A 26,281-nucleotide genomic window follows, 5' to 3' on the forward strand; every position below is an offset into this window, starting at 1 on the left:
AGGAGTCAGGAACCGGGCCGGGATGGCGGCCAGGGTCGACCCGCGGCGGAACCCGTTCTCCGCCACATAGCCCTGGGCCAGGACCCAGACGTCGGCGTGGTCGAAGGTGGCGCCCCTGCGGAGGGGCCCCATACCCGGAATAGGATCCTCCCCACCGTGCGTAGCAGCACCATGATGTCCCGAAACAGTCGCCACCCGGCCATATACCGGAGATCCCAAAGAAGCTTCACGGTAGGCGACGTTTGGTACACCCCTTCGACCTGGGCCAGGCCGGTGAGCCCCGGCTTGACGGCCTCGCGGAGCCGGAAGGCCGGTTCGTCCAGGGAGAACCGGGCCGCCAGCTCCGGGCGCTCGGGCCGGGGGCCCACCAGGCTCACCTCGCCCCGCAGCACATTGACCAGTTGGGGCAATTCGTCGAGATGGGTTGCCCGCAACAGTCGTCCAATTCGCGTCACCCTTGGATCGTCCTGCCGGGCCCAGACGGGTCCGGTGGCGCGTTCGGCGTCGACCACCATGGTCCGGAACTTCAGGATGGTGAAGGGGCGGCCGTGGAGGCCCAGGCGCGTCTGGCGGTAGAGGACGGGGCCGCGGTCGTACAGCCAGATCAGCAGGGGGATCAGGGCGAAGACCCAGGCGAAGAGGACCAGCAGCACCAGGCTCCCCACCACGTCCAAGAGGCGTTTGGCCAGGCGGGCCAGCGGCGACGGCTCGAGGGGGCCGATGCGCAGGAGGGGTGCGTCCCCCAGGCGGCTCCACCGGGCGCTAGCGACCAGCACCTCGTAGGGGTCGGGGATGAGGTCGACGGCCATGCCGTGGGCCAAGGCCCTTAGGGTGATCTCACGGCGAAGATGGGGTGGGACGTGGCGGCCGATCAGGACCCGGGGTGCGGAATTGCGCCTCCAGGGTACCGCGCCGGGCGCCACCAGCTTCCGTGCTCCAAGAAGTGCCTTGAGAAGGGCTGTCGCCTTACCTGCGCCAGGGGCACCGGCGCCAAGGGCGAGACCGGACCGCCACGTCGAGACCCGTGGCCCGCGGCTGCAGCCGGAACCGGGACCGCCCTCGGGACCGCCGGGGGCTGGCCGGCGATGCCGGACTGATTTGGTGTTGCGGATTCCGGTGGGAACACCGCGGGTGCCACTGCCGCCTTGTACGCCCAAAACAGCGCCCGAACCACCCGTTGAACCGCCCGGCTCTTTCTTCGAATTCGTCAAAGCAGGCGGGTCTTTCTTCAACGCCACCAGGTCCCGGTACAGTCGCAAGAGCCGCTTTTCCATCCGGGGCCAGGCCCAGTACGTCTGGTATCGGTTCCGGCTCCGGCGGGCAAAGGCCTGGCGGGCGGCTGTGTTCCATGCCGCGGCGGCGGCCAGGGCCGATTCCAGGGCGTGTTCGTCCCCGTACGGGACCACCCATCCCAGGCGGTATTGCCGGATACGCCGGTCGATGCCGGTCCCCTGGGCCACGATCACCGGCTTGCCCAGGGCCAGCGCTTCCAGCACCTTGCTGGGGCTGGCGTAGCGGTGGTTGGGGACGGCCGGGTCGTAGAGGGCGGGGATCACGTCCGCCCGGGCGTAGAGGTCCCGGCAGGTGGCGTGGTCGACCCGGCCGTGGAACCGCACGTTGGGCATGCTCTGGGCGGCCTGGCGGAGGGCGGGTTCGTCCGGTCCGAAGCCGGCCAGGTCCAGGTGCCAGTCGGGATGCCGCCGGAGGACGGCCAGCAGCTCTCGCAGGCCCCGGCCGGGCTGGAGGGTTCCTACGTGGGCGAGCTTGAGGCGGAGGCGTGGCGCCGGCCGGGGCTCCCCCGCCCCCTGCTCGCCCGTCCCGCCGGGGTCCGTCCAGTCGGGGCTGTTGTAGATCACCTCGAGCCGGCGGGGGCGGGCGGGGCCCAGCTGGGGCAGCCGGCCTTCGTCCGCCAGGATCACGGCGTCGGCCAGGGTGAGCAGGCGCCGGTCGAGGGCGGCCAGGAGGTGCCGGGCGGGATCGGGCAGGCCGGTGACGGTGTCCGCGTACCAGTCGAAGATGTCGTACACCACGGCGATCCGGGCGGTGGCACGGAAGGCGGTGGAGCGGCGGGGACGGGCGGCGAGGCAGTGGCGGCCGGCGCCAGAGCAGGGGTGGTGGGCGCCGGGGCTGCGGGTAGATCCGCGGGGGCGGGTGCCGAAGCAGGAGCGGTGGGCACCGGAGCTGGGGGCGGATGCGCGGGAGCGGGTAGTGAAGCCGCGGCGGCGGGCGCCGGACTTGTGGCCGGGTCCGCGGAGGCAGGCGGCTAAAAAGCGCCGGTAGGCGCCGGGCCTGACGGCGAATCCGCGGGGGCGGTCGAATCGCCACCGCACCGAGAGCCCCTTCACCACCAGGGCGGGAATCAGGGTATCAAAATCGCAGGCGTGGATCACGTCGGTGGCCCGGGCGTGGCGCACCAGCCACACCAAAAGCCGCAGCTGCCACCCGAGCCAGGCCGGCAGGTTGGCCAGGCCGTGGCCGAAGACGGTCCGGTTCCCCCCCACCACGGTGACCTGGTACCCTGCCCCGGCCAGGGTGCGGGCCACCCGCTCCACCCGGGGGTCGGGGTCCACGGGGTTGGACCGGCAGATCACCACCCGGACCGGGCGGCGGGCCGGGACGGTGGCAGAGCTTGCCGTGGGGGATGGGTGCGTGGCCGTGGGGCCCGGCGGCGGGGCGGGTCGCGGGCAGGGACCGCCGCCGCTCACCGATGGGCGCATGGCCGTGGGGTCCGCCGGGACGGTGGCCGGGGTGGCGGCGGCGACGGTGGTGGTGGTGGTGGTGGCGGTGGCGGCGGTGGTGGTGGGGCTGGTGGTGGGGCTCTTGGCGGCGATGGTGCGGGCGATGAGGGTGGGACGCTGGGGAGCCCGGCCCGTTGTGGCGGGGCCGGGTCTGTCCCCTGGGACGGAACGGGCCCGGGGTTCGTTTTGTCCGGCCGGACCAGGGGTTCCCGTCGGGCCGGGCCGGCTCGGGTCGGGCTGGCCGGCGAGGCGAGCGAGGTGGGCCAGGTGGATTAAGGGGGTTAGGAGGGTTCGGTCAAATCGGTTTGTTCGCTGATTTAGGTGCGTCCGGTGAATCCGGTGGATTTCGTTGGTTTGGTGATGCCGGGGGGTTCGTTGGATCCGGCTGGTGCGCTGGGGGCGCTCGGTCCGGCCGGTCCCGCCGGTCGGGCGGGGCCTTGCCACCGCTTGGCTTAGGACCTGCAGGCCGGCGCCCGCCAGCAGGTAAGCGGCCGTCCACTGCAAGGTGGCGGCCGGTTCCTTGGTGAAGGCGGCGGCGGCCAGGATGGCGCAGGCGGCGTAGATCTGCAGGGGCGACGGGAGCTGCTGCCGGGGCAGGGACAAGGCGGCCGGCAGGCGGTGCGGGGGCCGGGGCCGGAGGGATAGGGGCCGGAGGGATGGGGGCTGGAGCAGGCTTGATGGCAGCGGGGCACCGCGGTGGGCGGGGTGCCGGCGGCCGGTGATGGCCCGATCCCCTGCCGCCGCCAGGAGACCGGCCAGGGCCCCCGCCACGGGCAGGGCCGGGGCGCCGAAGTTCAGGTACGCCTCCTGGGCCAGGGAGACGTTGAAGCCGAAGCGCGTCTGCCAGTAGAACTGGCGCCAGCGGTACGTGTTGAGCACGTCGGCGGCCGTGAGCAGGCAGTGCTGGCCCCGGGCGGCGGGGGTCAGGACGCGGGCGGGCACGGCGGCCAGGGTCCGGCCGCCCAGGTGGCCGTGCTGGCGGGTGAAGCCCTGCGCCAGCACCCAGACGTCGGGGCCGTCGAAATTGGCGCTGCGGGCCAGGAAGTGCAGGACCTTGATCACGGGCGGCGGAAGGGCGCCGGACAGGGCGCTGGCCGGGGGCCGGGAGGCACCAGGTGCGGCCGGCCCTGACGAGGCGGGCAGGGTGGCCGGGGGCGTGGTCCACGGCAGGGCACAGGCGGGCATGACCGGTGCGGGGGCGGGGTCGGATGCCCCACCCGCGGGGGGCCGGACCGCCCGGGGAACCCCCTCCGCAGCCTCCCCCCGCCCCGCGGGGCCGGCAGCGCCCGGCAAGCTGGCGACCGGGACGGGCACCACCCCGGCCAAGGCCGTCGCCAGGGGCCGGGCGCCCCCCAGGATGATGAACCCAGCGGCCACCAGAACCGCCAGGCGGCGGGCGGTCCAGGGGCGGATCCAGTCGTCGACGAAGGCGGTGGCGAGAAGGGCGGTCAGCAGGTAGCCCCGCTGGTAAAGAAGGAGGAGAAGTGCCACAGCCCACAGGCTGCCGGCGCCCAGGAGCAGGTGGAAGCCGGTCCCGGGGCCTGGGGAGCACCGGCGGTGGGGCGAGGGCCGGCGGAAGGATCGGCGGCGGGCGGCCACCGCCCGGGCCAGGGGCAAGGAGGCCGTCAGGGGGATCACCGCCAGGGGGAAGAGCAGCTTGCCGTACGGGACGGCGGCGGTGACCGTGGTGCCGCCCCGGTGGCCGGGAAGCCAGGCCCCGCCGGAAAGGAAGTGCATGGCACCGGCCGCCACGGTGCCGGCGAGGAGCGAGAGCCCCCACGCCACGATGAGGGTGCGGTCCGGGTCCGGGACCCCGGGGTGATCTTCCCATCGCCCTTGCCCGGCCCCCTCCCCTCGTTCCTCTACCCCCCTGGCTGGCTCGGGGTCCGGTGGCGCTGCCAGCGCGAGCTTGGGGGCCGGGTCGCCGGCGAGGCGGCGGCTTGCCAGAGCGTAGCCCGCCACCACGGCGCCGGCGAAGAGCAGCTGCAGGGCCAGGCCGCGGTTGTAGGCCGCCCAGGCGGCCGGTTCGACCGCGGCAGGAGGCACAAAGGAGGCGGCCGCACCCCCGGGGAGGAGGGCGGCCGGGGTCCCGTAGAGCAGGTAGCGCCCCGTCAGGAGGTTGAGCAGCGGGCGCAGCCCATAGGTGACGGCTTGAAGCCCCAGGAACACGTGAAAACCGGTGAACAGTGGGTGCAGGCCGGGCGGGCGCAGGCCGCTGCGGCGGGGCCGGCGGGTGCGGCGGGTGCAGAGGGTGCGGCGGATGGAGACGAAGGCGGCGGCGACCAGGGCCAGGTGCGCCAGAGCCAGGAGCACCGTGGCACCGGGGCCGGCGAGGGCGGCAGGATGGGACACCCCGGGTCCTCCTTCCAGAAAAGCTGGTGCGGCCGGGATATCCTGGAGATCGGGGGACCGGGGGGAAACGAACAGGGAGCTGGGGGTTCTAAAATATGCCGGAGCCGGATGGCCAGCCGCGCAGGTTTCGCCACTGGAGGTCACAGCGGCTGGCACTTGGCCGCCTAAGAACACGGGGAATCGTTAGGCGAGTCATCCTGAAACGGGTCAAGGCCCCAGTCGCCCAGGTCCTCATAGGCCACGATCTGCACTCCCACCACCTCCATGGGCTGCTGGGCTCCGACCCGTTCAAGCGCCTCCAGCACGATGCTACGAGCGAGCACGAAGGCTTCGAGAACGCCATCCGCCCAGACGCCCAAGACGGCACCCACACGGTGCTTCTTCTCGTTAGAAGACGTGATTGGTCCGAGCGCCCGCTCGTCCTCCTCCAGCGCCTCGATCAGTTCGAGGGCGATGTCGTCGTGGAAGTCGTCGGCCCGGATCTGGACCTCCATGGAAACCATGTAGTCGAGCACGGAATAACCCTCCCTTGGCTCGTGTATTTCGATGGTCCACTCCCGTGACGGTACACTCCCACATTGCCAGACTGGCAAGGGGGGTGCATCCCGCGGGCAGCGTAGAGGTCAGAGGTCCTGGGTGACCGGCCGTTGCGGACGGCCCAGGATTCCAGGGCACCGGCAGCGAAGAGGCCAGTGCACCGTAACAGCATGGAGGGCCAGCAACTCCACGGCGGGATGGCACGCGGTGGCGCACCCGCTCCATGCCAGGGAGGTCACGCCGTGTACCGGGTTCAGCCAGGGCGACGGGCTTTCGAATTGGTGGGAGTGGTGACGGCCATTGCGATCTTCCTTCTCGCCGGCTGCGGCCCGCAGGGGCAGGACGAAGATGATGTGCCCATCATCGAAGACGAGGAGGAGCAGGTGTATATCTTCCCGGATGGGACGACCCTTTCGGGCGAGGAAGCAGCCTGGGTCCGGGAGGTGAAAGACGAATACAAGCTTGGGCAACCTGATGCCGTCGATATCTCGCGCGAAGACATCGAGCACGTCTACGGACCCGATACATTTTTGGAACCCCCGCTGCCGGAACGGTTCCACTTTTTAGGCTATTCCCTGTCCGTCAATGAAGGGGCTGATTTCCAACGGGTCGCCGCGGCGTGGGTTGCGCCGTATTCCCGGGAATTCATTCTCCTGGAGTCTACAGGCAACATCCCTCGCAGGGATCAAGCCGTACACATCGTAGAGCCGCTCCGTTGCGACACCAAGAAGCCGGCCCCCGTCGATCTTCCGAACCCTTCGTGGGCGAAATCCTTCTGCCGGGGATCAGTGTCCCGCTATGGATTGGGTATCGCCATGCTGACCATCAACGTGCCGAACGATCAAGCCGGAGCTATTTTGAAAAGTCTGGATCAGCATTAGAGATAGGCTCGTTCTGAGGGATGCCACCGTGCTGCTGCGACCGCCTTTCGGCCCGGTGACGCTGCGCCTCCCGCCGTATCTTGCTGGCATCCACCATTCCCCGAGCTGGCAGTAAACCGATTACACCCATCAGGTCCGCCTTGGGCTCCGGCACGGGTTCCAAGGTGAGCCTCCCATCTTGGACGTAAGCCAAAAGAGTGGAGTTTTCCCTAATCCCCAATTGTTCCCTGAGGGCTTTAGAGATGGTGATCTGTCCCCGCTCGCGTACGCGCAGAAGCTCCATGTGGATCCCCCCGGCTGCTGGTAACTTGACGGTACCAGTGCGACTTACGCTCGTCCCGCATCATGCCGAACATCGCACAAACAGGCGATGGTACATCCCTCCGGGCCGGCTCCCGAGATATGTCAACGTCAGTCAAAGACAGACTTGAATAACTTTCGTTTGGTCCTCTAGCAACCACAGGGCGAGTAAGGCATTCTGCGCCGAAGGATCGTTGCTGTTCCCTCAGTCGCCTGCGGCAAGTCCCATCCCTTCTGCCCCTTGCGGACCGGGATAGAGGGCGTAGGAAGCACACATCACGGACGGATGTTTACACGGAGATTCTCAATACAATCATGGACAACTCTCATGGCTTGAATTGCTTCACTTTTCGACACATAGAAAATGGATCCATGCGCTATCGCATTCCTAGCCGGCCTAACAATGGTATCCCATTTTACAAATTCCTTTGTGCGACTGAAGTCATATCCTGTGGCGGACGGAAGATGATGCTTAATTAGGGTCTTAAGATTCGTGTTCTCAAGCAACTCTTCCAAATTAGAATTCACGCCCTTACCGGACGTGAGATATCCATCACGAATCACCTTTTTGCAATAAAACTCAAAACTCAAAGCAGCAAAGAATACGGCTAGAGAATAATTTCCCTTTAGAAAATATGAATTAGCCTGAACAATCAACTCATCAAAGGCGTCCGTATCCTGACCAGACTCGGCCAATTGAGCAATAGCGTTCGCCTTGTCCTTGCCATGGAAAGTTACAGCTGGCCCAGCGTGAAGAGAAGTTCCAAAAGAAAAGAATTTGTCTGCCACATCGAAGACCTTTTCGACAGCATTTACAAGAATAAACCGGTAGTAATGGATATCCCGTTCACATATCTCATCACATAGATATTCCTCACAAACGAACCGGTAAAGTCTTATTAGTTTGTTACAGTAGGACATCGATAACAATGCAAAGTCATCATCATGGTTGAGATCTGGGATATAATTCGATGGCCATGAATGCCTAGGAATCGAAATTGAAACCATCGTAAAACCAAGTCTACCCCACCTGTCAAACGTTAGTCTTGAAGGATAAGGCACCCGAATGCCTGGTGGCAGGCCCCGAATCTCCTCTGAAGTAACAAGGTTCAGCGTTACATACGCTGGCTTACCATCGATAACCACGACAAAATATCTCTGTTGAACGTATAGTGCATACGGAAGTGGATAACAAACAATAACGTGTGTTACTTTATCAGGAGGAACGAGCCCTTGCCGATATTCCGACGGTATATCCATTCACCCCGTTTCCTCCTCTGATCACGTGATTGACGATCACCGTGGGACGCTTCAATTAGGGTAACCCATGTAGTCCGAACACAGACGACTTCGTTCTACCCTCCCTCGTTCCTCCGCTCGAGCCGATCTAAGCGCAGGCGATGAAACCCATCCGTTAGCCTTTGGTACGCATACGCCACCGCCCCGAGAGTGCCCAGGGCTGTGGCCGCGGCGATCATGAACATGATCACGATCTGGTAGCGGACGGCGTCGGCCGGGTCGGCGCCGGCCAGGACCTGGCCGGTCATCATGCCGGGCAGGCTGACGATCCCCACCACGGCCATGCTGTTCAGGGTCGGCACCATGCCCGTCCGGACCGCATCCCGGATCACGTCGCGGCAGGCCTCCCACCGCGTGGCCCCCAGGGCCAGCAGGCCCTCCACCTGGTCGCGGCGGCGGGCCAGCCCCTCCAGGAACCGGTCCAGGCCCAGGGACACGCCGTTGAGGGCGTTCCCCAGCACCATGCCCAGCAGGGGGATCACGTACTGGGGCTCGTACCAGGGCTGCGGCCGCACGATGGCGGCAACTGCCAGGCCCGTCACCAGGAAGGCCGACGCCAGCACCGAGAGGGTGCTTCCGGCGTAGATCCCCGGAACCGGCCGCTCACCCGCCCCACCGCCGCCTGGCCCGCCAGGGTGGCCATCGCCAGGGCCAGCAGGACCACCCAGAGGGGGTGCCGGAGCCCGAAGATGAACCTCAACACGTAGCCGATGAGCAAGAGCTGGACGACGGTCCGCACCGACGCCACCAGCAGCCGCCGCTCCAGGCCGAGCCCCAGGGCCAGGGAGAGGGCGCCATTGATCAGGATCAGGCCCGCCGCCAGGGCGACTTCTCCGTAACCGAGCTGGATGTAGCCCACATCCACGGCCGTGCCTCCCCCACCGGTTTTGCCAGGGCGACCTCCCGGTCCGCCACCCGCGCCAGCTGGTCCCGGTCGTGGCTGGTCCACAGACACGCCCGGCCGGGAGCCGCTGCCCGCCAGCGGGCGATCAGAGCCTCCGCTTCCCGGGCGGTGGCCTCGTCCAGGGAGGCGGTGGGTTCGTCCAGCAGGAGGACGGCCGGTTCCACCAGCAGGGCCCGGACCAGGGCGGTGATCTGCGCCTCGCCGCCCGAAAGGGCCGTCGCCGGGCGCTCAAGGAAGCTGGGATCCCGGCCCAGAGCAGCCAGCAGGTCAAGGGCCTGTTGCCGGTCGAACCCGGCGCCCGCGGCGCTGCCGGGGCGCTGGGCGCCGGGGTGATCGCCACCCGTTGCGGGCCGTTTCCACCGGCGGCCGCGGTACACCCGCTGCCGCACGGCCAGGGTGAAGGGGCGGGCCAGGTTGTCTTCCACCGTGCCGTCGAACAGGGCCGGGCGCTGGGCGACGTAGACCACCCGGCTCCGGTACAGCGGTGCGGGCCAGTCCGCCTGGGGCCGGCCTTCGAGGAACACGGTGCCCTCGTCCACTGGATCAAGGCCGGCCAGGGCGCGGAGAAGCAGGGTCTTCCCGGTGCCCGACGGGCCCGTGACGGCCACGCTCTCGCCTTCCGCCAGGGTGAGGTTCACCCCGCGCCACACCCACCGGGCGGGCTGGTCACCCGTGCCCGGCAGGCGCCGGCCGAGGCCGGCGGCTCGCAGCAGCAGGTTGCTCAGCGCCATCGCCTCCGCCGACCATGGTATCGCGGGCTGGCGAGGGGATCCAGTCACCGCACACCTGGCGGTAGACGGCCGCCGTCGCGGCGACCATCCGCTCCACGGTGAAATGAGCTTCGTACCGGGCGCGGCCGGCCGCGCCCATCCGCCGGCGCAGGCTGGGATCGGCCAGCAGCCGGCCGAGGCAACGGGCGGTGGCCACCGCATCGCCCGGGGGGACGAGAAACCCGGTGACGCCGGGCTCGACGGCTTCGGGGATGCCGCCGGCGGCGGTCGCTACAACGGGAACCCCGGCAGACATGGCCTCCAGGATGGCCAGCGGCAACCCCTCCCGGCGGGAGCACAGCACGGCCACGGCCGCTCCCTGGACCACGGCGGCACCCTCGGGCTGGGCCCCAAGGAACCGCACCCGGTGGCCGATGCCCAGGCTGGCCGCCAGCTCCCTGGCGGCGGGCAGCAGCGGTCCGTCGCCGGCCAGTTCGACCACCCAGCCGGCTCTCCGGCCGGGGGCCTGGGGCCCCTGCCGCTCCAGCAGCGCCACGGCCTGCAGCAGGGTGGGGTGATCCTTGGGTGGTTCGAAGCGGGCGACCATGACGATCCGCAGCGGGGTCGCGGGGGCCGGACCGGCAGGGTCCGTCCAGGGCGGAGCGGTAGGGCCAACGCGGACCGCACCGGCAGCGGTGGCCTGGGCTCGGCCGGCAGCAGCGATCGCGCCCGCATAGGCAGCGGCGACCGACCCCGAACCGGTAGGGGGAGCCGGCGCCGGATTGGCAGGGGCGGCCCGGGCCGGGTCGGCTACGCCGTTGGGGATCACCACCGCCCGCCGGTGGTCCAGCAAGCCGTGGCGAAGGCCCTCCTGGTAGTCGTGGTGGCAGACGGTGATGGTCGCCGCAGCCGCAGCCAGCCGGGCCAGCAGGCGCTCGCCCCACCGGGCCAGGGACAGGACGGCCCTTTCCCCGGGAGACAGCCCGCCGGCACCTCCCGCCCCCTTGCGCCCGCTCGACCGGGCCCGGGGTTGGCCCGTCGCCCAGGGCCAGCCGTGGACGGTGATCACGCACGGAATCCTCAGGGTCGCGGCCGCCAGCCGGGCAAGCCAGGTTGCTTTGGTGGAGTGGGCAGCCACCAGGGCGGGGTTGGCCTGCCGGAGGGTGCGGCGCAGGGCCAGCAGGGCTCGCAGGTCGGCCACCGGCCGGATGGGACGAACCAGCTGCGGCAAGGACCGGTACGGGATGCCGGCCTGTTCCAGGGCCTCGGTGAAAGGACCCGGTGGGCCGGTGACCACCAGGACCGGCACGTCCCGGTCCTTGAGGCCCCGCGCCAGGTGGAGCACGTGCACCTGGGCGCCGCCGGTTCGGTCGGCGCGGGTAACCACCATGGTCACGCCACGACGGAGGAGAGCAGCCTCAGGCCGGCCAGGCGGCCGGATCTGCACGGACATGGGCCGGCCTGCGTGGCGGAGCAGCCACCGGGGAAGGGACACGGATCGGCCCTCCCACCGCCCCGAGCCCTGCCAGTGGCTTCCCATGAACAGCCCGGGGCGGACCTTCATGGCGAAGGTCCGCCCCGGTATGAGCGGGCAAGTCCTCGGCCCGCGTTAGCCCATGCCCCCGTACCAGGGGGTCCGCCCGGGGTCCTGCCCACCCCCGGGCCGGCTGGCCCCTTCGACGCAGCCCATGCCCTTCAGAACCTGCCCGTCAATGCTAGGGATTCGTCCGGGCGGCGAACCTTCCTGCTCCTGGTATCGAAATTTACTGGAGAAAGATTTAGGGGCGGGTTCCAAAGGCTGCCCGGCGCATCAGGGTCAGGACCCGCGGCCGGGCACCACGTCCGAGACGGAAACCCAGTCCATGGCGGTAAATCTCCGGCATGTAGAGCTGGTTTTCGTCCTCCAGGACCATCCCCATTTCTTTGAGCAGCCGCACTTCTTCGGCGGTAAGGCGAAATTCCTCCGGGCGGAAGGGAATCCGCCGGTCTTCCTTGCTGCGCAGCTTGTCAATGATCCCCTTGAGCCAGCCAGCTTCCTCCAGTACTTCGTTGACCTTCTCGGTGCTGCACGGGCCGATGGCGTAGCGCACGGCGGCGGGCGGCAGGAGCCGGTCCTGGTAGAGGCTGTCGTATTCGGTCACTTCCAGCGCCCGCCTTGCGGCGTACTGGAAGAACCGCACCACGTCACGGGGCTGCAGCTGTCCCGTGAGGTCGGAAAGGGCCGCGATCACCCAGTTCGCCGTGATCGCTTCCGTCGACGTCATGCGACCGAGGCGGTAGCCCCACACGGGGATCATGGCCTGCTCGAGAACCCGGCGCGGCGCCTCCTCCAGCCGCCCCTCCAGCCGCATGCCCAGCGGTTCGGCAATGCCTGCCGCCTTGCAAAGCCAGACGGCCAGCCGCAGCGCTTCCTCGGGATTCCAGCGCAGCTGGTAGGGCTGGTGTTGCTTTTCGAACTGGCCGTAGTTCTGCTGGATCGCCGCCCGGGCCAGATCCTTACGTACGAAAGCCACAAGTCCAAGGCGTCGGTCAGGGATTTCGGCCAGAGCGGCCGGGAGTTCCTGACAGAGGGCTCGCAAGGCCGTCTGCTGGTGGTGATCATGGTTGATCTGGTCAAAAACCTGTTCCAGCCCGTCAATGGTGACGACCACACGCGCATTCAAGCTGCGCAACGTCTCCTGCAAGCGGATCAGAGGGGACCCTCCGGCCAGGTCGATGCCCAGCATCATACCAACCAGCTCGATCCACCGGTTGGACCACTCGACGAGGTGGGCCGGCTGTCCTAACCAGTCTTGGATCCGGGCGACCACTTCCCCTCGACCCAACCGGAGCGGGCGGCCGAGCAGGGTTTGGGCCCGGTCCCGGCAACTTGCCAACCGCCTGCTCGCCATGTCCGCCTGGGCGACCTCGGACGGGTACAGCATGGGCACAACAGCCACCGGCGTCTTCCCCGGCAACGCCGGATCCACCTGGACAGCCTGCAGGAACTTCTGCCAGGTCTGAAGCCGCAGCAACTGGAGGAACAAGAAGGTCTTGCCGGCACCCTTCGCGCCCAGGACCACGGCCAGAGGCAGCTGGGACGAGTAGCGCCGGGCCAGCTGTTCCCAGGCACCAGTGCGCAGAAAATCGCTGGCATCGGAGTGTTCTGCGAAGACCCAGCTTTCCGCCTTCTGCTGGAGGGCGGCTCGCAACTCTTGCCGGTCGGGACTCGGCGCGTGCGCCTTCGGGCGCTCCGGTTCCGGCTCCGCCAGCCACTCTTCCGCCAGCTCCCACATGACGCTCAGCACGGATGTGCCCTTCAGCGCATCCCAGGCGGTGACGGCATCCCCCAGGTGCAGGAGGTCTTCCACAAAGGCCGTCCGCTCGATGCGCAGGGCCGGTGGCAAGAAGGGATCGGCTTCCTGTTCGCCCTCACGGGTGCTGAGGGCTGCCGCCCCTTCCGGCTGTTCCCGGACGACCCACTCGCCGAGAGGTTCAGGTTGCGACGCCGGGCTGTTTCGCTCCCCACCGGCGGGGTAAGCCTCCAACAGCCGCGTTTCCACATCGGCCACTGCTTTCTCCCCGTGCGAAGTGACCATCGACAGGATCACCACGGGATCCCACGCGGTTTGATCAGCCGTGTCCGGTCCCATGCGGCCTGGCATCACTTTACGAACCTGACGCAGGACGGCACTGGTCCCTTGGACCGACGGTTGGGCCGGTGTGGTCACCAGGATCCGCCGCACCCTCGGGTCGAAGATAAAGGGGCTTGCCACCTCGCTGAATCCCGCCCGCAGGTCCACGACCACCATTTGGACTCCCAGATCCTGTCCGACAGCCGCCAGCAGGTCCGTCAGCAGCCACGCCTGCCCCGGAATGCGAACCACATGTTCAGGTCGCACGCGCATCCGTAGGGCCTGTTCCTCCGACCGAAAAGCGGGCAGGAAGAACAAGCGGACCCGGCCGTCCCGCGTTTCCAGACTGACCATTTGCTGGCGTAGTCCCTGGGTGACAAGGAAGCGCATGTCGCGGTGGTGATCCGTCTCGTCGTACTGGGCCAGCGCCAGGAGGTCGAGGAAGGAGACGCGCCACTCGCCGGCCACGTCCCGCATCCACCAGGTCAACCCGGGTGCCTCCAGATCGGCGTCCACCAGCAACACGGCAGGACCTGCGGTTCCGGCACGTTCTGTAGCCGCTCGGGCCAGGGCCAGAGCGTGGGTTGACCGGCCAACCCCTCCCTTGAACGAATAGAGCGCCGCGAGGACGGGAGAACCCGGTGGCAACGGCTCCGGCCCCGGCAACAACCCAGGCTCCGGGTCGTCGGGGAGCAAAACGACGTGCCGGAAGCTGGGAATGCACCGCAGCGGCAGGCCGGCTTCGTCCGTCTCCTCCACCGTGACCAGGAGGTGACGCTGTCGATCACCCGCGGGTTCGAGGGCAATGGCCGGTTGCGGATCCTGGACGAACCGGGCCCCGAACCATTCTTTGAGGGCGTCGATGGCGGCCTTGGCTTCGGTGGGTCCGGCAACCTCCACGTACATCCCCGCATGAGTGACGTCGTAAGCCACCCCACGGGGCCACAGGCCGGCAAACTGTGCCCGCGTAACCACATCGGCTACATCAATCCAGGTGTACAAAGGCCCGATGCCCGGTCGGCCCATGGTACAACACCCTCACATGAAGGTTCAGCCTTCGGTGCTCTACCTACCAAGCTTGTGGCTATCGCCGATTCCCAGCATGGATTACAGTTGGAGCAGAATATTCATTGCTCTTTCTAAGGCTTTCACCACATGCTGCTCGTCCTGCTCACGCAAAGGACAACCGTAACGCCATGCCTGATGCAGCTCATGGTCACGTAAGCGGCCCGGCCTATCCTCCAAGCATGCCGACGGGATACTGACGTTCACCCGGAGCAACGCCAGCCCTCGGTTGAGCTGATGCGAAATTTGCTCGTGAGGTTGTAGATGATCATACGATTCGCAACCTCTTTGCTCCAACAATTTCGCCTTGATGGCGCATTCCACCGCGTAAAACAACAGGAGGTAGGCGCTTGCCTTGAGATGACGCCTGCGTTCACGGCGGGCAGCTCCCATCATGCGTTCATAAGCGTATTTGTGGAGCTTCGCCGCCCTTAACAATTGCCTCCGGCTGACTGTCACCGTACCTTGGGCCATCACAGCCACCCGTCCCAATTTACAGCAAGGTCCGAACTGCTGGTGCCTTACGGTTCTACAACGGTATACCAAATCCTTCCTTGAGAATACCCATGCCTGGCGGCACCCTTACGGCGCCTCCCGCACTACCGCATCGTGGGCGCGCAGCGCCACCGCTGCCGCCTCGGCCCGGGTGATGGACCGGGCGGGGAAGAAGTACACCGCACTGCCGTCCTTGGCCGGTGTGCCGACCATGATCTTCGCCCGGGCCACCGCCCCGGCGGTGCCGGCCAGGGCGCCCGAGACATCGGCAAAGGGGTTCGGGGCGTCCTGGGACAGGCCCAGGGCGCGGGCCACCATCAGGGCGGCCTCGATCCGCTTGATGGGCTCGGCCGGCCGGAAGGTGCCGTCGGAATACCCCTGGATGAACCCCGCCACGGCCGCCTTGCGCACGTAAGGCCCCAGGTTGCCGTCCTCCTCGTTCACATCGGGGAAATCGGGCGGCGGGCTGCCGTCCGCCGGGCGGTCGGGCAAGGGCTCGCCCGTGGCCCGTTCCACCGCACCGACCAGCAGCTTGGCGAACTGGTGCCGGGTCACGGGCTCGTTGGGGGCAAAGCGCTCCGCCGTGTACCCCTGGGCAAGGCCGAGCCGCGCGGCCCGCAGGATCTCCGCAGCCAGCGCCATGTTGGGGCTCACGTCGGCGAAGGGCGGCGGGGCCACGGCCTCGGCCCACACCGCCCCGCGGGCCGAGACCATCCCGCCCGTGGCGACCCAGCCGCTCAGGCCGGGCAGGGGTTGTACGGTGGAGAGCACCTGCTGGGCCAGCTGGACCGGGGTCAGCCAGGGATAGCGGCTGGCCACCAGGGCCGCGGTGGCCGTGACGAAGGGCGTGGCCATGGAGGTGCCGCTCAGCCAGGCGTAGCTGCCCCGGCCCAGGCCGGGCTCCAGGGGGCCGGGCCCCGGCAGGACGGCGGCGGCCGGTTCGTCCCGCACCGGCACGGTGTTCAGGACGAACCAGCCTGGCGCCGCCAGGTCGACGGCCTGCCGCCCGTAGTTGGAGAAGACCGGCAGCTGCCCCCGGTTGTCCGCCGCGGCCACCGCGATCAGGTTGGGGGCGTCGCACGAGGCGGGGTAGAACGGGGTGGTGTCCAGATCCTGGGCCTCGTTGCCCGCGGCGGCGACGAACAGCATGGGCGATTCGGCGATGACCTGGCAAAGCCGGGAGTCCGCCGGGCCGGGCGCGCCCCAGGACATGTTGACGATCCGGGCGCCCATGCGCCGGGCGTAGCGAATGGCCTCGATCACCGTGGCGGTGTCGCTCTGCCCCTCGCCGTCGAACACCTTGAGCACCATGAGCTTGACGCCGGGGGCCAGGCCCGCCACGCCCTCGCCGTTGCCGGTGCGGGCGGCGATGATGCCGGCCACGTGGGTGCCGTGCTCTTCCCCGTCGGCGGGGTCGAAGACGGTGGCGTCGCGGTGGACGAAATCGTAGCCGTGGACGTCGTCGACGTAGCCGTTGCCGTCGTCGTCGTGGCCCGGCCGGCCGGTGGCCTCGGCCGTATTGGTCCAGAAGGCGCCCGCCAGGTCGGGATGGTCCAGCTGGACACCGGTGTCGATCACGGCCACCCGGACCCCCTCGCCCCGGCTGAGGACCCAGGCGGCCTCGGCGCCCACGTCGGCCCCGGGGGTGCCCGTCTGGCCGCTGATGGCCTGGCCGTCGTTGCGCAGGCCCCACTGGAGGGGGAAGCCGGGGTCGTCGGGCAGGGCGGCCAGGTGGTAGGTTCGCGGGGCGGCGGGCACGGCGTGGGCGGCGGGCACGGTGTGGCCGGTGGGCACGGTGTGGCCGGCGGGCTGCGGCCCCGGGGCCTCCGCCGGCGGTGGCGCGGACGGGAAGGCCGGTACGCCCGGCGGTGCGGCGGAAGGGAGGGCGGAGCCGCCCGGCGGTGCGGCGAAGACCGGGGCCCATGGCGACACCAGCACCCCCAGCGTCATCGCCGCGCCCACAAGGGCGGCGCCGATGCGGACGGCGGTCTTCCCCCCGTCCCGGCCTCCCGGAGGTCCCCGTGGGGATCCGGATCCCGGCACCGGCGGGGGTCAACCCCTGGGCCTGTGGCCGCTGCCCGGCGACCTGGATTTGCGCCCGTTGGACCCCTGGTGTGCCGCTGCCCATTACCCGAATCCGCCCAAGACCCATGCCACCGGTCCCTCCTGCCGCTTAGCCCGTTCGGACCTTTTTGCCTTCCTTCCCGGTATTCGACAGCAAGGAACAAATCCTTAGTCGCAGGACCGTCGTAGCGCGACCTCGCAGCACGACCCCGGCGCGAGACCGCGGGGCGCATGGGCTTAGGCGTTGGCGGGGGTGGCGTGAGGGGCCGGGCGCGTCGCATGCACCGGGGCGCAGGTGCCTTGGCTGGCTGGACTTGTCGGATGGGGTTTTCGGGGGATCACACGACCGCGGAGGGCATCGGGCGGAACCGGGGGGACGTGGTCCCTGGGGCTGCAGGGTTTGTGCAGGACGATGCCGGCTGGGGTGGCACGACGGCCGTGGCGCGACGGCTGGGGTGGAACCGTAGTGGCGGCCGGGCTCGGTGGAGCGGCTGGCCGACCGCGGTGGGCTGGCTCGCTGGGGCTGGCTGGCCCTCCGTGGCGACTTGGCCCACTGGCGTGCCCCGGCCTGCGGGGTAGGCTGGCTCACTGGGGCCAGCCCTCCGTGGCGGCTTGGCCCACTGGGTCCGTCCCTACGCGGTGGCCCGGCCCGCTGAAGCCGGCCGGTCCTCCCTGGCGGGCCCACTCGCCGTGCCGGGCCGGCCGTCCTAGCCGCTATCCTAGCCTTCCGACGGCGAACCACCCTCCGAGGGGGACTTGAGCCCGCCCCGGCCCTGCCCTGACACCTCACCTGCGCCTGCACCCGCTTTCCCGCTGGACTCCCGCGCCTCCACCGCCCCTGGCCGTCCCCGGGGCAGAACCGGCGCCAGGATCCGTCCCGCCTGGACGGCGGCCCGGCCGGCCAGGTCCTGCACCAGCTGCCATTCCTCCACCCCCATGGCCCTCAGGACCGCGGCGTAGACCGCCCCGCCCAGGACCGTGAGGACCAGGACCTCCAGGGCCAGGGGGACGAACCCCACGGGCTCGCCGGCCAGGGCCGCCCGGGCCAGGTCGCCGAAGATCAGCCGGCGGGCCAGTTCGACCGCCAGGGCCATGACGGCCGTGGCCGCCAGGGCCTGCAGCGTGCCCTTCCCCACCGCCCGGTAGCTGATCTGCCCCATGCGCCGGCGGATCCGCACCATCAGCACCACGGCACCCCACCACATGGCCACCGACGCCGCCAGGGCGATGCCGCCCTGGGCCAGGAACCGCACCAGGACCAGGTTGAGGGCGATGTTGAGCCCCATGGCCACGGCGGCGGTGGAGGCCGGGGTCCACGTGTCCCCCATGCTGTACATGGCCCGGCTGAGGAGCTCGCGCCAGGCGTAGCCGGCCAGCCCCAGCATGTAAAACAGCAGGGCGAAGGCGGTCAGCTGGGTGTCGTGGAAGTCGAAGGCCCCCCGCTCGAAGACCAGCCGGGTGACCTCGATGCGCAGGAGGATCATCCCCGCGCTGACGGGCGCCAGGACGAAGATCAGCACCCGCAGGCTACGGTTCAGGGCGGCGCCGAAGCCCTGGCGCTCGCCCCGGGCGATGCGGGTGGCCAGCTCCGGATACACCACCTGAATAATCGGAAAGGTGATCAGGCCCAGGGGCAGGCCGTGCAGCCGCTGGGCGAAGGTCAGGGCGGCAGCGCTGCCGGCGGGAAGGCCCGAGGCCAGCGCCTTGTCGACGATCTGGCTGAGCTGCACGGCCCCCGTGCCCAGCAGCACCGGCCCGGTGCGCTTCAGCACCAGCCGGAGGTCGGGGTGGCGCCAGTCCAGCACGGGCCGGTACGTAAGCCCCAGCCGCTTGAGGCCCGGCCAGAGGACCAGCACCTGGGAGGCCATGGCCACCAGGGACGCCCAGGCCACCGCCTCGATGCCGTACCAGCGGCCGAAGAAGTAGGTCCCCGCCATCATGATGAAGTTGAGGGGGATGCCCACGGCGGCCGGCGCGGTGAAGCTGCGGGCGCTGTTGTGCACCGCCTGCAGCCAGCCGTTGATCCCCATGAAGAGGATGCCGGGCAGCAGGATCAGCGCCAGTTCCCGCGCCAGCAGGAAGGTCTCGCCGGTGAAGCCGGGGGCGAAGACGCGCAGCACCACGTCGACCCCCGCCATGAGCAGGGCCAGGAACACGACCAGCAGCAGCAAGAGGGCGTGGAACAGGGTCCAGGCCACCCGCTCCAGGTCGGCCATCTGGCCCCTGGCGCGGTAGTGGGCGAGCAGCGGCAGGACCACCGTGGTGATGGCCGAGCCGAAGGCGGCGAAGACCACATAGGGGATGGACAGGGTGATGGTGTAGGCGTCCGTCACCGGGCTGGCCCCGAACACCGCCGCCAGCACCATCTCCCGGAAGAACCCGAGGACGCGGCTGATGACGCCGATGATGAAGATGATGGCGACGGATTTGGCCAGCCGCGACGACGACAAGGCCTCGCCCCCCAACACCTCCTTTTATACCATCGGCGGGGCGCCATCGGCGGGGCGCGCTCAGCTCGTGGTGCAAGAGCCGCAGCACCCGGCGTTACCCCGGGACCCCCAGGCCAGGGTCCTCAGCGACCCACAACACCGTCCCAGGTGGTTTCACCCCGCGGTGCCGTGCCCCGAAAGAGGGCTTGCCATCGTGGTATCCGGGTCCGGGTAGGCCTTGGCCGGACGGTCCTTGACGGGGCCCGGTGGCCGGTTCGTCCCGCTGCCCACCCTGAGGTCGGCCCGGGGCTCGGCCAGGCGCCGCTGCCGCTCGCCCACCCGCAGCCACACGTTCTCGTGGGCGAACCCGGCGCGGATGATCCCGCCTTCCCCCACCGCCAGCACGGTGGCGGGGAGGGCCACCGACCCGGCCTCCAGGACGTGGACCGCCCGGCCGGCTTCCACCGTCCCGCCCACCACCGGCCCCTGGACCGACACCCGCTCCCCCGCCCACAGCCGGGCGTGATAGGTCCCCGCAGGCCCGACCCGGATCGCCCCCGTCGCCTCGACGACGCCGTTGTGCACGTACCCCACCGTGGCCGTCGCTGGAGCCGGCGTCTCGAACCCCTGGAGGAACGCTGCCGCCTCCCCCAGGGCGGCGATGAGCCCGGGCAGGTCGAACCCGTCGCCGACGGTGCCGGCCAGCTCGGCCAGGGGCTGCCGCAGGGCCTCCACCGGCGCGTCCAGGGGACCCCGGTGGGCCGCCAGCAGGCGGTGGACGGCCCGTGCCCGTTCCTGCACGTCGCGGAACTTCATTTCGACCAGCAACCGGACCAGCCGCCCAGGGCCAAACCGGGCGATGTCCCGGTGCTGGAACGAAGCGGCCCCTTCCACCAGCCGCATGGCCGCTTCGATCCGCCGGCAACCTTCGGCGAGGGACTCCAGGCGCCCCCGCAGCTGCTGGTAAAGGCGCGCCCGGGCCCCGGCCACCACCCGCCCCTGCACCACGGCACCCTCCACCGTCACGTCCCAGGCGGCTTCCAGCAGGCCGTGGTCGACCCCGCCGTAGACGTGGATCCGCCCGCCGGCCACCACCGCAGCCCCCTCGCTGACGCTGCCCGTGATGATGACGTCACCTTCGAAGCGTACCGACCCCGTCGCCGCCGTCAGGTCGCCGTCGTGGACCAGCAGAGGCACCACATCGACGTACCAGGCGAGCCGCCCCACCCGCTGCACCACGGGCCGGCCCTGGCGCAGGGCGCGAAGCTCCTGGCGCCCGCCAGGCCCCTTGACCGCGACGACCCCTTGCCCGCAGCGCACCTGGGCCGGCCGCCCGTCCCTCGCCGGAAGAACCCGGCCGTCGACGCCCCGCCCGGGCTGCCCCGGCTCCGGGGGCACGATATAGCCCACCAGGCTGCCTTCGGGGATCGAAAGCACGGCCCGGCCCGAACTGCGAGCACGGCCGTCCCGAACGGGCCGCGGAGATGGCTCGGTCTGACCGGCCCGGCCCGCCGGGCCCGACAGGCCGAAGGGGTCGGGGTGCGTCGGACCCCCGGGCTCCACGGGATCCGCCTTCGGTACGGCGATCGCCAGGGGATCGGCGGCGCCAGCGGACGCGCCGTCTTCGTGCATGCCACCTGCTGCTCCGTCTTCTTCGGTCCCGGCGACCCCCGTCGCGGGCCAGGGACCGGCCTCGGCTGCCGTCTTGCGGCTCGCCGAGCCCCAGGCCCCCACCACCGCGACCAGCTTCCCGTCCCGACCGTCCCGGGGTGGTCGCCCGCGGGCCACCGTCACCGGCAGCGGCGCCCCCTCCGTCGCCACCTGGACCACCGCTTCGCTGTCGATGCCCTCGGTGACGCCGGCCTCGGCCAGGGCATCCATGATCGCCTCGACCGTCAGACCGGCCGGCGGCCGCTGCAGGGTCGCCGTCTCCAGGTGGAGCACCCGGGTGGGCCCCGCCTCCTTCAGCACCCGGAGACGAACCAGGGGCACCCGTACGCTGGCCTGCAGCCCGTCAGGGGCAAGCCGGACCTCGATGGGCGCGGCGGCGGAACCGGCGCCGGTAACAGTTTCGGTAACGGAGTCTGCATCGGGGTGGGTAATGGAATCTGTAGCAGAACCGGCGGCCCAACCGGCGCCGGATGCGACCTGGGCTTCCGCCCGGTCCGCCGCCGTGACCGCCACGGCCTCGTCCACGTCCCTGCCGTTGACGTTCAGCCGCACCCCGGGGCCGGGTACGAGGATGGCGGGTTCGTCCGGGGAACCGGGCAGGATCTCGAGACGGCCGTGGCGGACCCGGGCCATGGTCGGGGTTTGGACCGGGCCGGGGGTACCCGGAGCCGGCGGATCCTGCTCGGGCTGGGCACCCTCGGCCGGTGGAACCGGCCGAACCGCCAGGACCACCCGCATCAGCGGGGGCCGGATCCACCACCAGGCGAGCCGCCGGCCGGGCCGGACCACCTCCGCCCGGCGGGGCACGAGGCGCTCGGGGGGATAACCGGAGCGTTCTATGGCGCGGGCGAAGGCCTCGACGGCGTTGCGGGCCGGGACCGCGAAGGCCAGTTCTTCCATGATCTGACTGCTGCCGCTCGTCGTGCCCGGCACCGGATACCGCCTCCTCCCGCTACCGCCGCGTTGGCAACCGGCCGTCGTCAGGTGGGATGGTCATGGAGGGTGGTGAACGACGGAGGGCGCACCCTCTAGGCGTCGTCCGCCTCCATCTACGCGTCTTCCCCCTCATCGAGCACGATCTCGAACAGGCCGCGGCCGAAGACGTCGACGGCCCCCACGATCTCCAGCACCTCGAACACCGCCGGCCGCACTCGCACCGCCGCCACCTCGATGCCGCGGGCGGCGTAGGAGCGGAGGGCATCGACGAGGACCCCGATGCCCGTCGAGTCGATGAACTGGCACCGGCTGAGATCGAGGACCACCGGGCCGCCGGCGTAACGCTGCAACGCGGCTGCAATCCGCTCGGCCCGCTCGAAGTCCAGGTCGCCGTTGAGGAGAAGGCGGTGACCCGAACCCGCAGGCAGTTGCACGACGTCGTCCATGGGATTCCCCCCGTGTCAGGATCGGCTTAGGTACCAACATCGAAAACCAGCTCAACGCGGGTTCTTCCGGGAGTCGACGTGACCCGGCAATGGGACGCCATACTGACCATGAGCCAGTACCCGTGACCCCGTCCCAGGTTCCACCGGTTTCGGGGCCGCAGGAGGGCCTGGGCGAGCCGGTCAAAGGCGATACCAGGGCCGGAGTCTGTGATGACGGCATGTAATCGGGAATCGGAGGAGACCACGTTAAGCTCCCCACCGCCGGCGTAGCGAACGGCGTTGATCATCGCCTCCGCCGTAGCGACGACGACCCGTTGAATGCAGGTGGATGGATAACCCAGCTCCAGCAGCCGTTGTTGCAGACGGCGTCGAGCGGTCGCGACACCCGATGGCTTGCGAAACCGGGCCCGGTAGATCCGAGAGGTTATCGCCTGGGAGTGGGAGAAATTACCCCCCCCCCCCCCCCCCCCGTTAACAGTTTTTTCCTCAACATCGCCGTGCTCTGTTCTGCACGAGACACTTCTCACCGGACCCCAGGGGGGCGGTGCCAACGCGTCGCCGGCAACTTCGAGCCGTCCTTGGGCCAGGAGGCGAATGATCTGGCGCTGGGCGTCGGAAAGGGGCACCCCCGCCGGCCCCCAGAGCAGGCCAAGCCGGTGCCGGGTGCCCAAGACGATGAATTGGAGATCCGCCGCATCCGCCTCGCCACAGGAAACGGCCCTCGGCGAACCAGTGGCGGGAGGATCGTTACCGCGGGTTCCTGGCCCGCCGGATACCACATCGTCCCGGAAAGATATCCACGTCAGGCGGTCGCCGTCATACCAGCAACACGCCGTCAGCACAGCTTGAGACTCTTCGAGAAACACTTTGTGCGACACTGATCATCACCACCGTCACATCGTCTTGCAACGTACGGTGGACGGCCAGTGAACGAATCTTGCCAAGCAACGCCTGCAGGCGCTCCGGTTGCGGCTTTAGCCCTAATCGGTTCAGTACACCCGCCACATCGTGGGACCGGCCGGCGCCACGGCGCCCAAGCAGCAGTTCACCAAGGCCATCCGAGTAGAACAGCACCACGTCCCCAGGTTCAAGCCGCGTCTCGATCTGGACTACGGACCCGATCCCCGCCTGAAGTCCCAGGGCGGTACCCCCTCCCCGGCTCAAGGGACGCCATCCTTCGTGGTGCCAGAGGATCGGGCCGTCGTGGCCGGCGAGCCAAGCCCGAAGGGTTCCATCGCCGGGGTCAAGATGGGCCATGACCAAGGTCGCCAAGGCACGTGCCCGATGGAGGTCCGGCGCGAAACGCAGGTCGAGGCGGCGGATGACTTCCTCACCGACCGCCTGGCGAGCCCATACCTCCCTGACCAGAGAGAGAAGCATGGAAGCCAACATGGCCGCGGCCACACCTTTCCCCATGACGTCCCCCAAGACCAGCGCCCACCCTCCGCCGGGGAATCGTACGTAGTCATAGAGATCGCCCCCGACGCACTTGGCCGGCAAGCTCTGGCCGGCCACCTCAATTCCGTCGTGACGCAGAACCGGCGGGGGGAGGAATGCCTCCTGCAACCGCCGAGCCAACTGCAGATCCCGGGTAAGGGTATCCAGTCGCTGGCTCAGGTCGTCGCGCAGGGCCGCATTTTCCAGGGCGAGACCGAACTGCCGGCTGATGAAGGTTACCAACTCCAATTCCGCCTCGGTATATTCGGGCCCGGCCAGGCGGCCTGCGGCCAGGACGGCGGAGCACGAGTCGCCACCGAAGAACACGGGGACGAGCAGAAGCGACGAGAGACCGAGGCGGCCGAGTTCTTCCCGGTCCCGGGGCCGGTGCACCGAGAGCCGGCCGGGACGGCCCGTGGCGGCCACCCGCCTAGTCACCCGGCTGCGCCACAACTTCCGGCCGTCCAAGCCGTCAGCCCAGATCCCACGGTCGCGCTCGGTGAAGAGCAGTGCCACCCCGTCGGAGCGGCTGAGCTGCTGGGTCAGGGCCAGGAGCCGTCCGATGAGTTCCGGTGTCGGCAGAGGTCCACCAAGGGCGACCGCCGCACGGTGGAACGCAGTAAGCTTGGCCAGGGCCTGGGCCTCTTCGTGGTGTTGCTGCTCCTTTTCGGTAACCTGCCGAATGTGGGCGGACAGAGTGGCGATCGCCCTGGCCATGGCGGGTTGCGGTGGCCAGACGAACACCCAGGCGGAGGGGGCAGGCGGCGAATCTCCCGAGGCCCTCCGCTCCGTGCGGAACGCGGTCGGACCCCGGGTGCTGGTCCCACCACCGGCAGGAGCAACACCATCGGTGTGGTGGTCTGCTATGATCTGCGCCCAGCCCCACATCCCGTTACTCCCGGTGGATAAGTCCGCTTGGGCTTCATCAAAGGAAAGACCGGCGCCGGGCATGGCATCCATTCGACCGCCCGCATGGTACCCCTGCAGAGTGAGCTTGTGAAGAATTTCCTCGCCTCCCGCCCGGGTGAGGATCAGTCCATCGGCCGCCACCAGTAAGGCCACGACCTGCTTTTCGCGGGCCAGCTCCAACTTCTGACAGGCCGTGGCAAAGGCGGTGATCCAGGAGCGGTATGTGCGGGAATAGGCGATCAGGGTCTCGGCCGCATGTGGGGCGGCATCACAGCCCTTGTGCCGGGCCAAGGCCCGGGCGGCGGCGGTGATGTCTTCGGCGCTGAGGTCGCATACGGCTGCATCAAGGGACCGGGCTGCTAGGGCCATAGCCCGCCGTGGGTCACCGGTGCGCAAAGCGTGGTCTGCGTAGAGCCGCCAGAAGAGGCTGGCGTGCTCGGGCAGGATCGACCGCTCGAGGCGGGCAATGCCCCTGGCGGCCCGCTCCGTTTGGCCTAGGGCCAGGCGGGCGGCGATGAGCTGGAGGGTGGCAAACTGGCGGTGGGGCGTACCGGCGTGGCGGGCCTGCCAGGCGGCGCGGGAGGCCCAGGTCAAGGCCCTGGCGGGACGGCGCAGCTCCAGATACACCGTAGCCAGGTTTCCTGCCACCTCGACCCGAAGTTCCGAAACGTAGCGGCGGTTCCTCATCAAGCGCCATGCTCGCAACAAGGCGTGGGCCGCGGGCCGGTACCGCCCGGACGCGAAATGGACGGTGCCGAGGATGTTCCAAACCATGGCCCGCTGGTCTGGGACCAGGTCGTCGCCCTGCAGGAGACGCTGCAGGACCGAAGCAGCCCCCTCAAGGTCGCCGATGAGCCGGTACGCTAGGGCCAGGTTCAGCTGCGTTCCTGCCTGTGCCTCGGCACCGAGGCGGTACTTGAACGCCATGTCGCTGGCCCGTTGAAAGCAGTTCAAGGCGGTCAGGCCGTCCCGCTCATCCATGGCCTGGAGGCCGCGCTCGACAAGCCGGCGCATGGAGGCCGCGTGAAGAGCCCTGTCGGCGTTGACGTCAGCGGTCGGGATCGTGCCTGGATGACGCCTCCCCACAATCATGCCCTCCGCGACATCAGGTGACGGGCCGCGCGGGAATGGGCGGAGCGGCCGGGTTCGTGCTCCCGACCGCCCACCCCCATGCTCCCCTTCCCCTTACTTCTTGGGGCCGGCGTTGTCTGCCGCGTCAGGCCAGATCGCCTCCTGGCGATCGTGAATCGGCTTCACCACGGGCGCCGCCGGCGTACCCCAATCGACCTGAATGTCGTAGAAGTCGGCCGGGCTCGCGAAGGAAGGCCGCCAGGGGCTAGCCATCATCTTCGCCTCGCTCGTCCCGCCCGTACCGGCCAGCAGGAACGCCGCCACGCCGGCACCAACCAGCCACTTCACCAGCCGCTTCACCGGTATCCCCCCTTTCTCTCCCGCCGCCGAACCGCTCCGGGCGTTCACGGCGCCTCGTGCCGT

The 26,281-nt window shown here is 69.2% G+C and carries 16 protein-coding genes and 1 pseudogene; 1 reads left to right on the forward strand and 16 read right to left on the reverse strand.

The window, feature by feature from the left end; translation table 11 throughout:
- Positions 1-5: 5 nt before the first annotated feature.
- Both ACZ5T9_RS10505 and ACZ5T9_RS10510 read right to left on the reverse strand, forming a co-directional pair.
- Positions 6-5,090 carry a sugar transferase gene (locus ACZ5T9_RS10505; protein ID WP_464833007.1) on the reverse strand — a complete coding sequence of 1,695 codons (5,085 nt, stop codon included), beginning with the start codon at positions 5,088-5,090 and terminating at the stop codon, positions 6-8.
- A gap of 164 nt (positions 5,091-5,254) precedes the next feature.
- Entirely contained in the window at positions 5,255-5,605 is a 351-nt protein-coding gene (locus ACZ5T9_RS10510) for a hypothetical protein (RefSeq protein ID WP_464833008.1), read from the reverse strand.
- Between the two features lie 264 nt (positions 5,606-5,869).
- On the opposite strand from ACZ5T9_RS10510, the gene ACZ5T9_RS10515 reads away from it, so the two are divergent.
- Complete coding sequence (locus ACZ5T9_RS10515; protein WP_464833009.1) at positions 5,870-6,508, forward strand: hypothetical protein; 639 nt, start codon at positions 5,870-5,872, stop codon at positions 6,506-6,508.
- Here ACZ5T9_RS10515 and ACZ5T9_RS10520 read toward each other — a convergent pair.
- The 14 genes and pseudogenes from ACZ5T9_RS10520 to ACZ5T9_RS10585 form a co-directional block, all read right to left on the reverse strand.
- Positions 6,480-6,791: an AbrB/MazE/SpoVT family DNA-binding domain-containing protein gene (locus ACZ5T9_RS10520; protein ID WP_464833010.1), complete on the reverse strand. Its 312-nt coding sequence runs from the start codon at positions 6,789-6,791 to the stop codon at positions 6,480-6,482. The genes ACZ5T9_RS10515 and ACZ5T9_RS10520 overlap by 29 nt on opposite strands.
- A gap of 293 nt (positions 6,792-7,084) precedes the next feature.
- Positions 7,085-7,954: a hypothetical protein gene (locus ACZ5T9_RS10525; RefSeq protein ID WP_464833012.1), complete on the reverse strand. Its 870-nt coding sequence runs from the start codon at positions 7,952-7,954 to the stop codon at positions 7,085-7,087.
- Positions 7,955-8,163: 209 nt separating this feature from the next.
- Positions 8,164-8,972, reverse strand: a pseudogene (locus ACZ5T9_RS10530) (ABC transporter permease).
- On the reverse strand, positions 8,915-9,742 hold the full coding sequence (locus ACZ5T9_RS10535) for an ABC transporter ATP-binding protein (protein ID WP_464833013.1): 828 nt from the start codon (positions 9,740-9,742) through the stop codon (positions 8,915-8,917). Before ACZ5T9_RS10535 ends, ACZ5T9_RS10530 begins: the two are co-directional and overlap by 58 nt.
- Positions 9,678-11,111 carry a glycosyltransferase gene (locus ACZ5T9_RS10540; protein WP_464833015.1) on the reverse strand — a complete coding sequence of 478 codons (1,434 nt, stop codon included), beginning with the start codon at positions 11,109-11,111 and terminating at the stop codon, positions 9,678-9,680. The genes ACZ5T9_RS10535 and ACZ5T9_RS10540 overlap by 65 nt, the downstream gene beginning before the upstream one ends.
- 388 nt (positions 11,112-11,499) lie before the next feature.
- On the reverse strand, positions 11,500-14,310 hold the full coding sequence (locus tag ACZ5T9_RS10545) for a MinD/ParA family ATP-binding protein (protein ID WP_464833016.1): 2,811 nt from the start codon (positions 14,308-14,310) through the stop codon (positions 11,500-11,502).
- 132 nt (positions 14,311-14,442) lie between these two features.
- Positions 14,443-14,874 carry a hypothetical protein gene (locus ACZ5T9_RS10550; RefSeq protein WP_464833017.1) on the reverse strand — a complete coding sequence of 144 codons (432 nt, stop codon included), beginning with the start codon at positions 14,872-14,874 and terminating at the stop codon, positions 14,443-14,445.
- A gap of 108 nt (positions 14,875-14,982) precedes the next feature.
- Positions 14,983-16,845 carry a S8 family serine peptidase gene (locus tag ACZ5T9_RS10555; protein ID WP_464833018.1) on the reverse strand — a complete coding sequence of 621 codons (1,863 nt, stop codon included), beginning with the start codon at positions 16,843-16,845 and terminating at the stop codon, positions 14,983-14,985.
- Positions 16,846-17,678: 833 nt separating this feature from the next.
- Positions 17,679-19,409, reverse strand: coding sequence for a murein biosynthesis integral membrane protein MurJ (murJ, locus tag ACZ5T9_RS10560; protein ID WP_464833019.1), 1,731 nt, complete (start codon positions 19,407-19,409; stop codon positions 17,679-17,681).
- 153 nt (positions 19,410-19,562) lie between these two features.
- On the reverse strand, positions 19,563-21,992 hold the full coding sequence (locus tag ACZ5T9_RS10565) for a flagellar assembly protein A (RefSeq protein WP_464833020.1): 2,430 nt from the start codon (positions 21,990-21,992) through the stop codon (positions 19,563-19,565).
- A 116-nt stretch (positions 21,993-22,108) separates the two neighbouring features.
- Positions 22,109-22,441, reverse strand: a complete 333-nt coding sequence (locus ACZ5T9_RS10570) for an STAS domain-containing protein (protein ID WP_464833022.1) — start codon at positions 22,439-22,441, stop codon at positions 22,109-22,111.
- Positions 22,442-22,467: 26 nt separating this feature from the next.
- A complete protein-coding gene (locus ACZ5T9_RS10575) occupies positions 22,468-23,319 on the reverse strand; it encodes an ATP-binding protein (protein ID WP_464833023.1) in 852 nt (283 codons plus the stop codon).
- Entirely contained in the window at positions 23,258-25,873 is a 2,616-nt protein-coding gene (locus ACZ5T9_RS10580; RefSeq protein WP_464833024.1) for a SpoIIE family protein phosphatase, read from the reverse strand. Before ACZ5T9_RS10580 ends, ACZ5T9_RS10575 begins: the two co-directional genes overlap by 62 nt.
- A 99-nt stretch (positions 25,874-25,972) precedes the next feature.
- Positions 25,973-26,218: a hypothetical protein gene (locus ACZ5T9_RS10585; protein WP_464833025.1), complete on the reverse strand. Its 246-nt coding sequence runs from the start codon at positions 26,216-26,218 to the stop codon at positions 25,973-25,975.
- Between the last annotated feature and the right edge of the window lie 63 nt (positions 26,219-26,281).

The sequence above is a fragment of the Thermaerobacter nagasakiensis genome (assembly GCF_055396825.1).

Excerpts from the sequence above, each read along its gene's own strand:
- ACZ5T9_RS10520 (WP_464833010.1), bottom strand. The coding sequence starts at position 6,791 with ATGGAGCTTCTGCGCGTACGCGAGCGGGGACAGATCACCATCTCTAAA.
- ACZ5T9_RS10535 (WP_464833013.1), bottom strand. The coding sequence starts at position 9,742 with ATGGCGCTGAGCAACCTGCTGCTGCGAGCCGCCGGCCTCGGCCGGCGC.
- ACZ5T9_RS10540 (WP_464833015.1), bottom strand. The coding sequence starts at position 11,111 with ATGGTGGTTACCCGCGCCGACCGAACCGGCGGCGCCCAGGTGCACGTG.
- ACZ5T9_RS10550 (WP_464833017.1), bottom strand. The coding sequence starts at position 14,874 with ATGGCCCAAGGTACGGTGACAGTCAGCCGGAGGCAATTGTTAAGGGCG.
- ACZ5T9_RS10555 (WP_464833018.1), bottom strand. The coding sequence starts at position 16,845 with ATGACGCTGGGGGTGCTGGTGTCGCCATGGGCCCCGGTCTTCGCCGCA.
- ACZ5T9_RS10570 (WP_464833022.1), bottom strand. The coding sequence starts at position 22,441 with ATGGACGACGTCGTGCAACTGCCTGCGGGTTCGGGTCACCGCCTTCTC.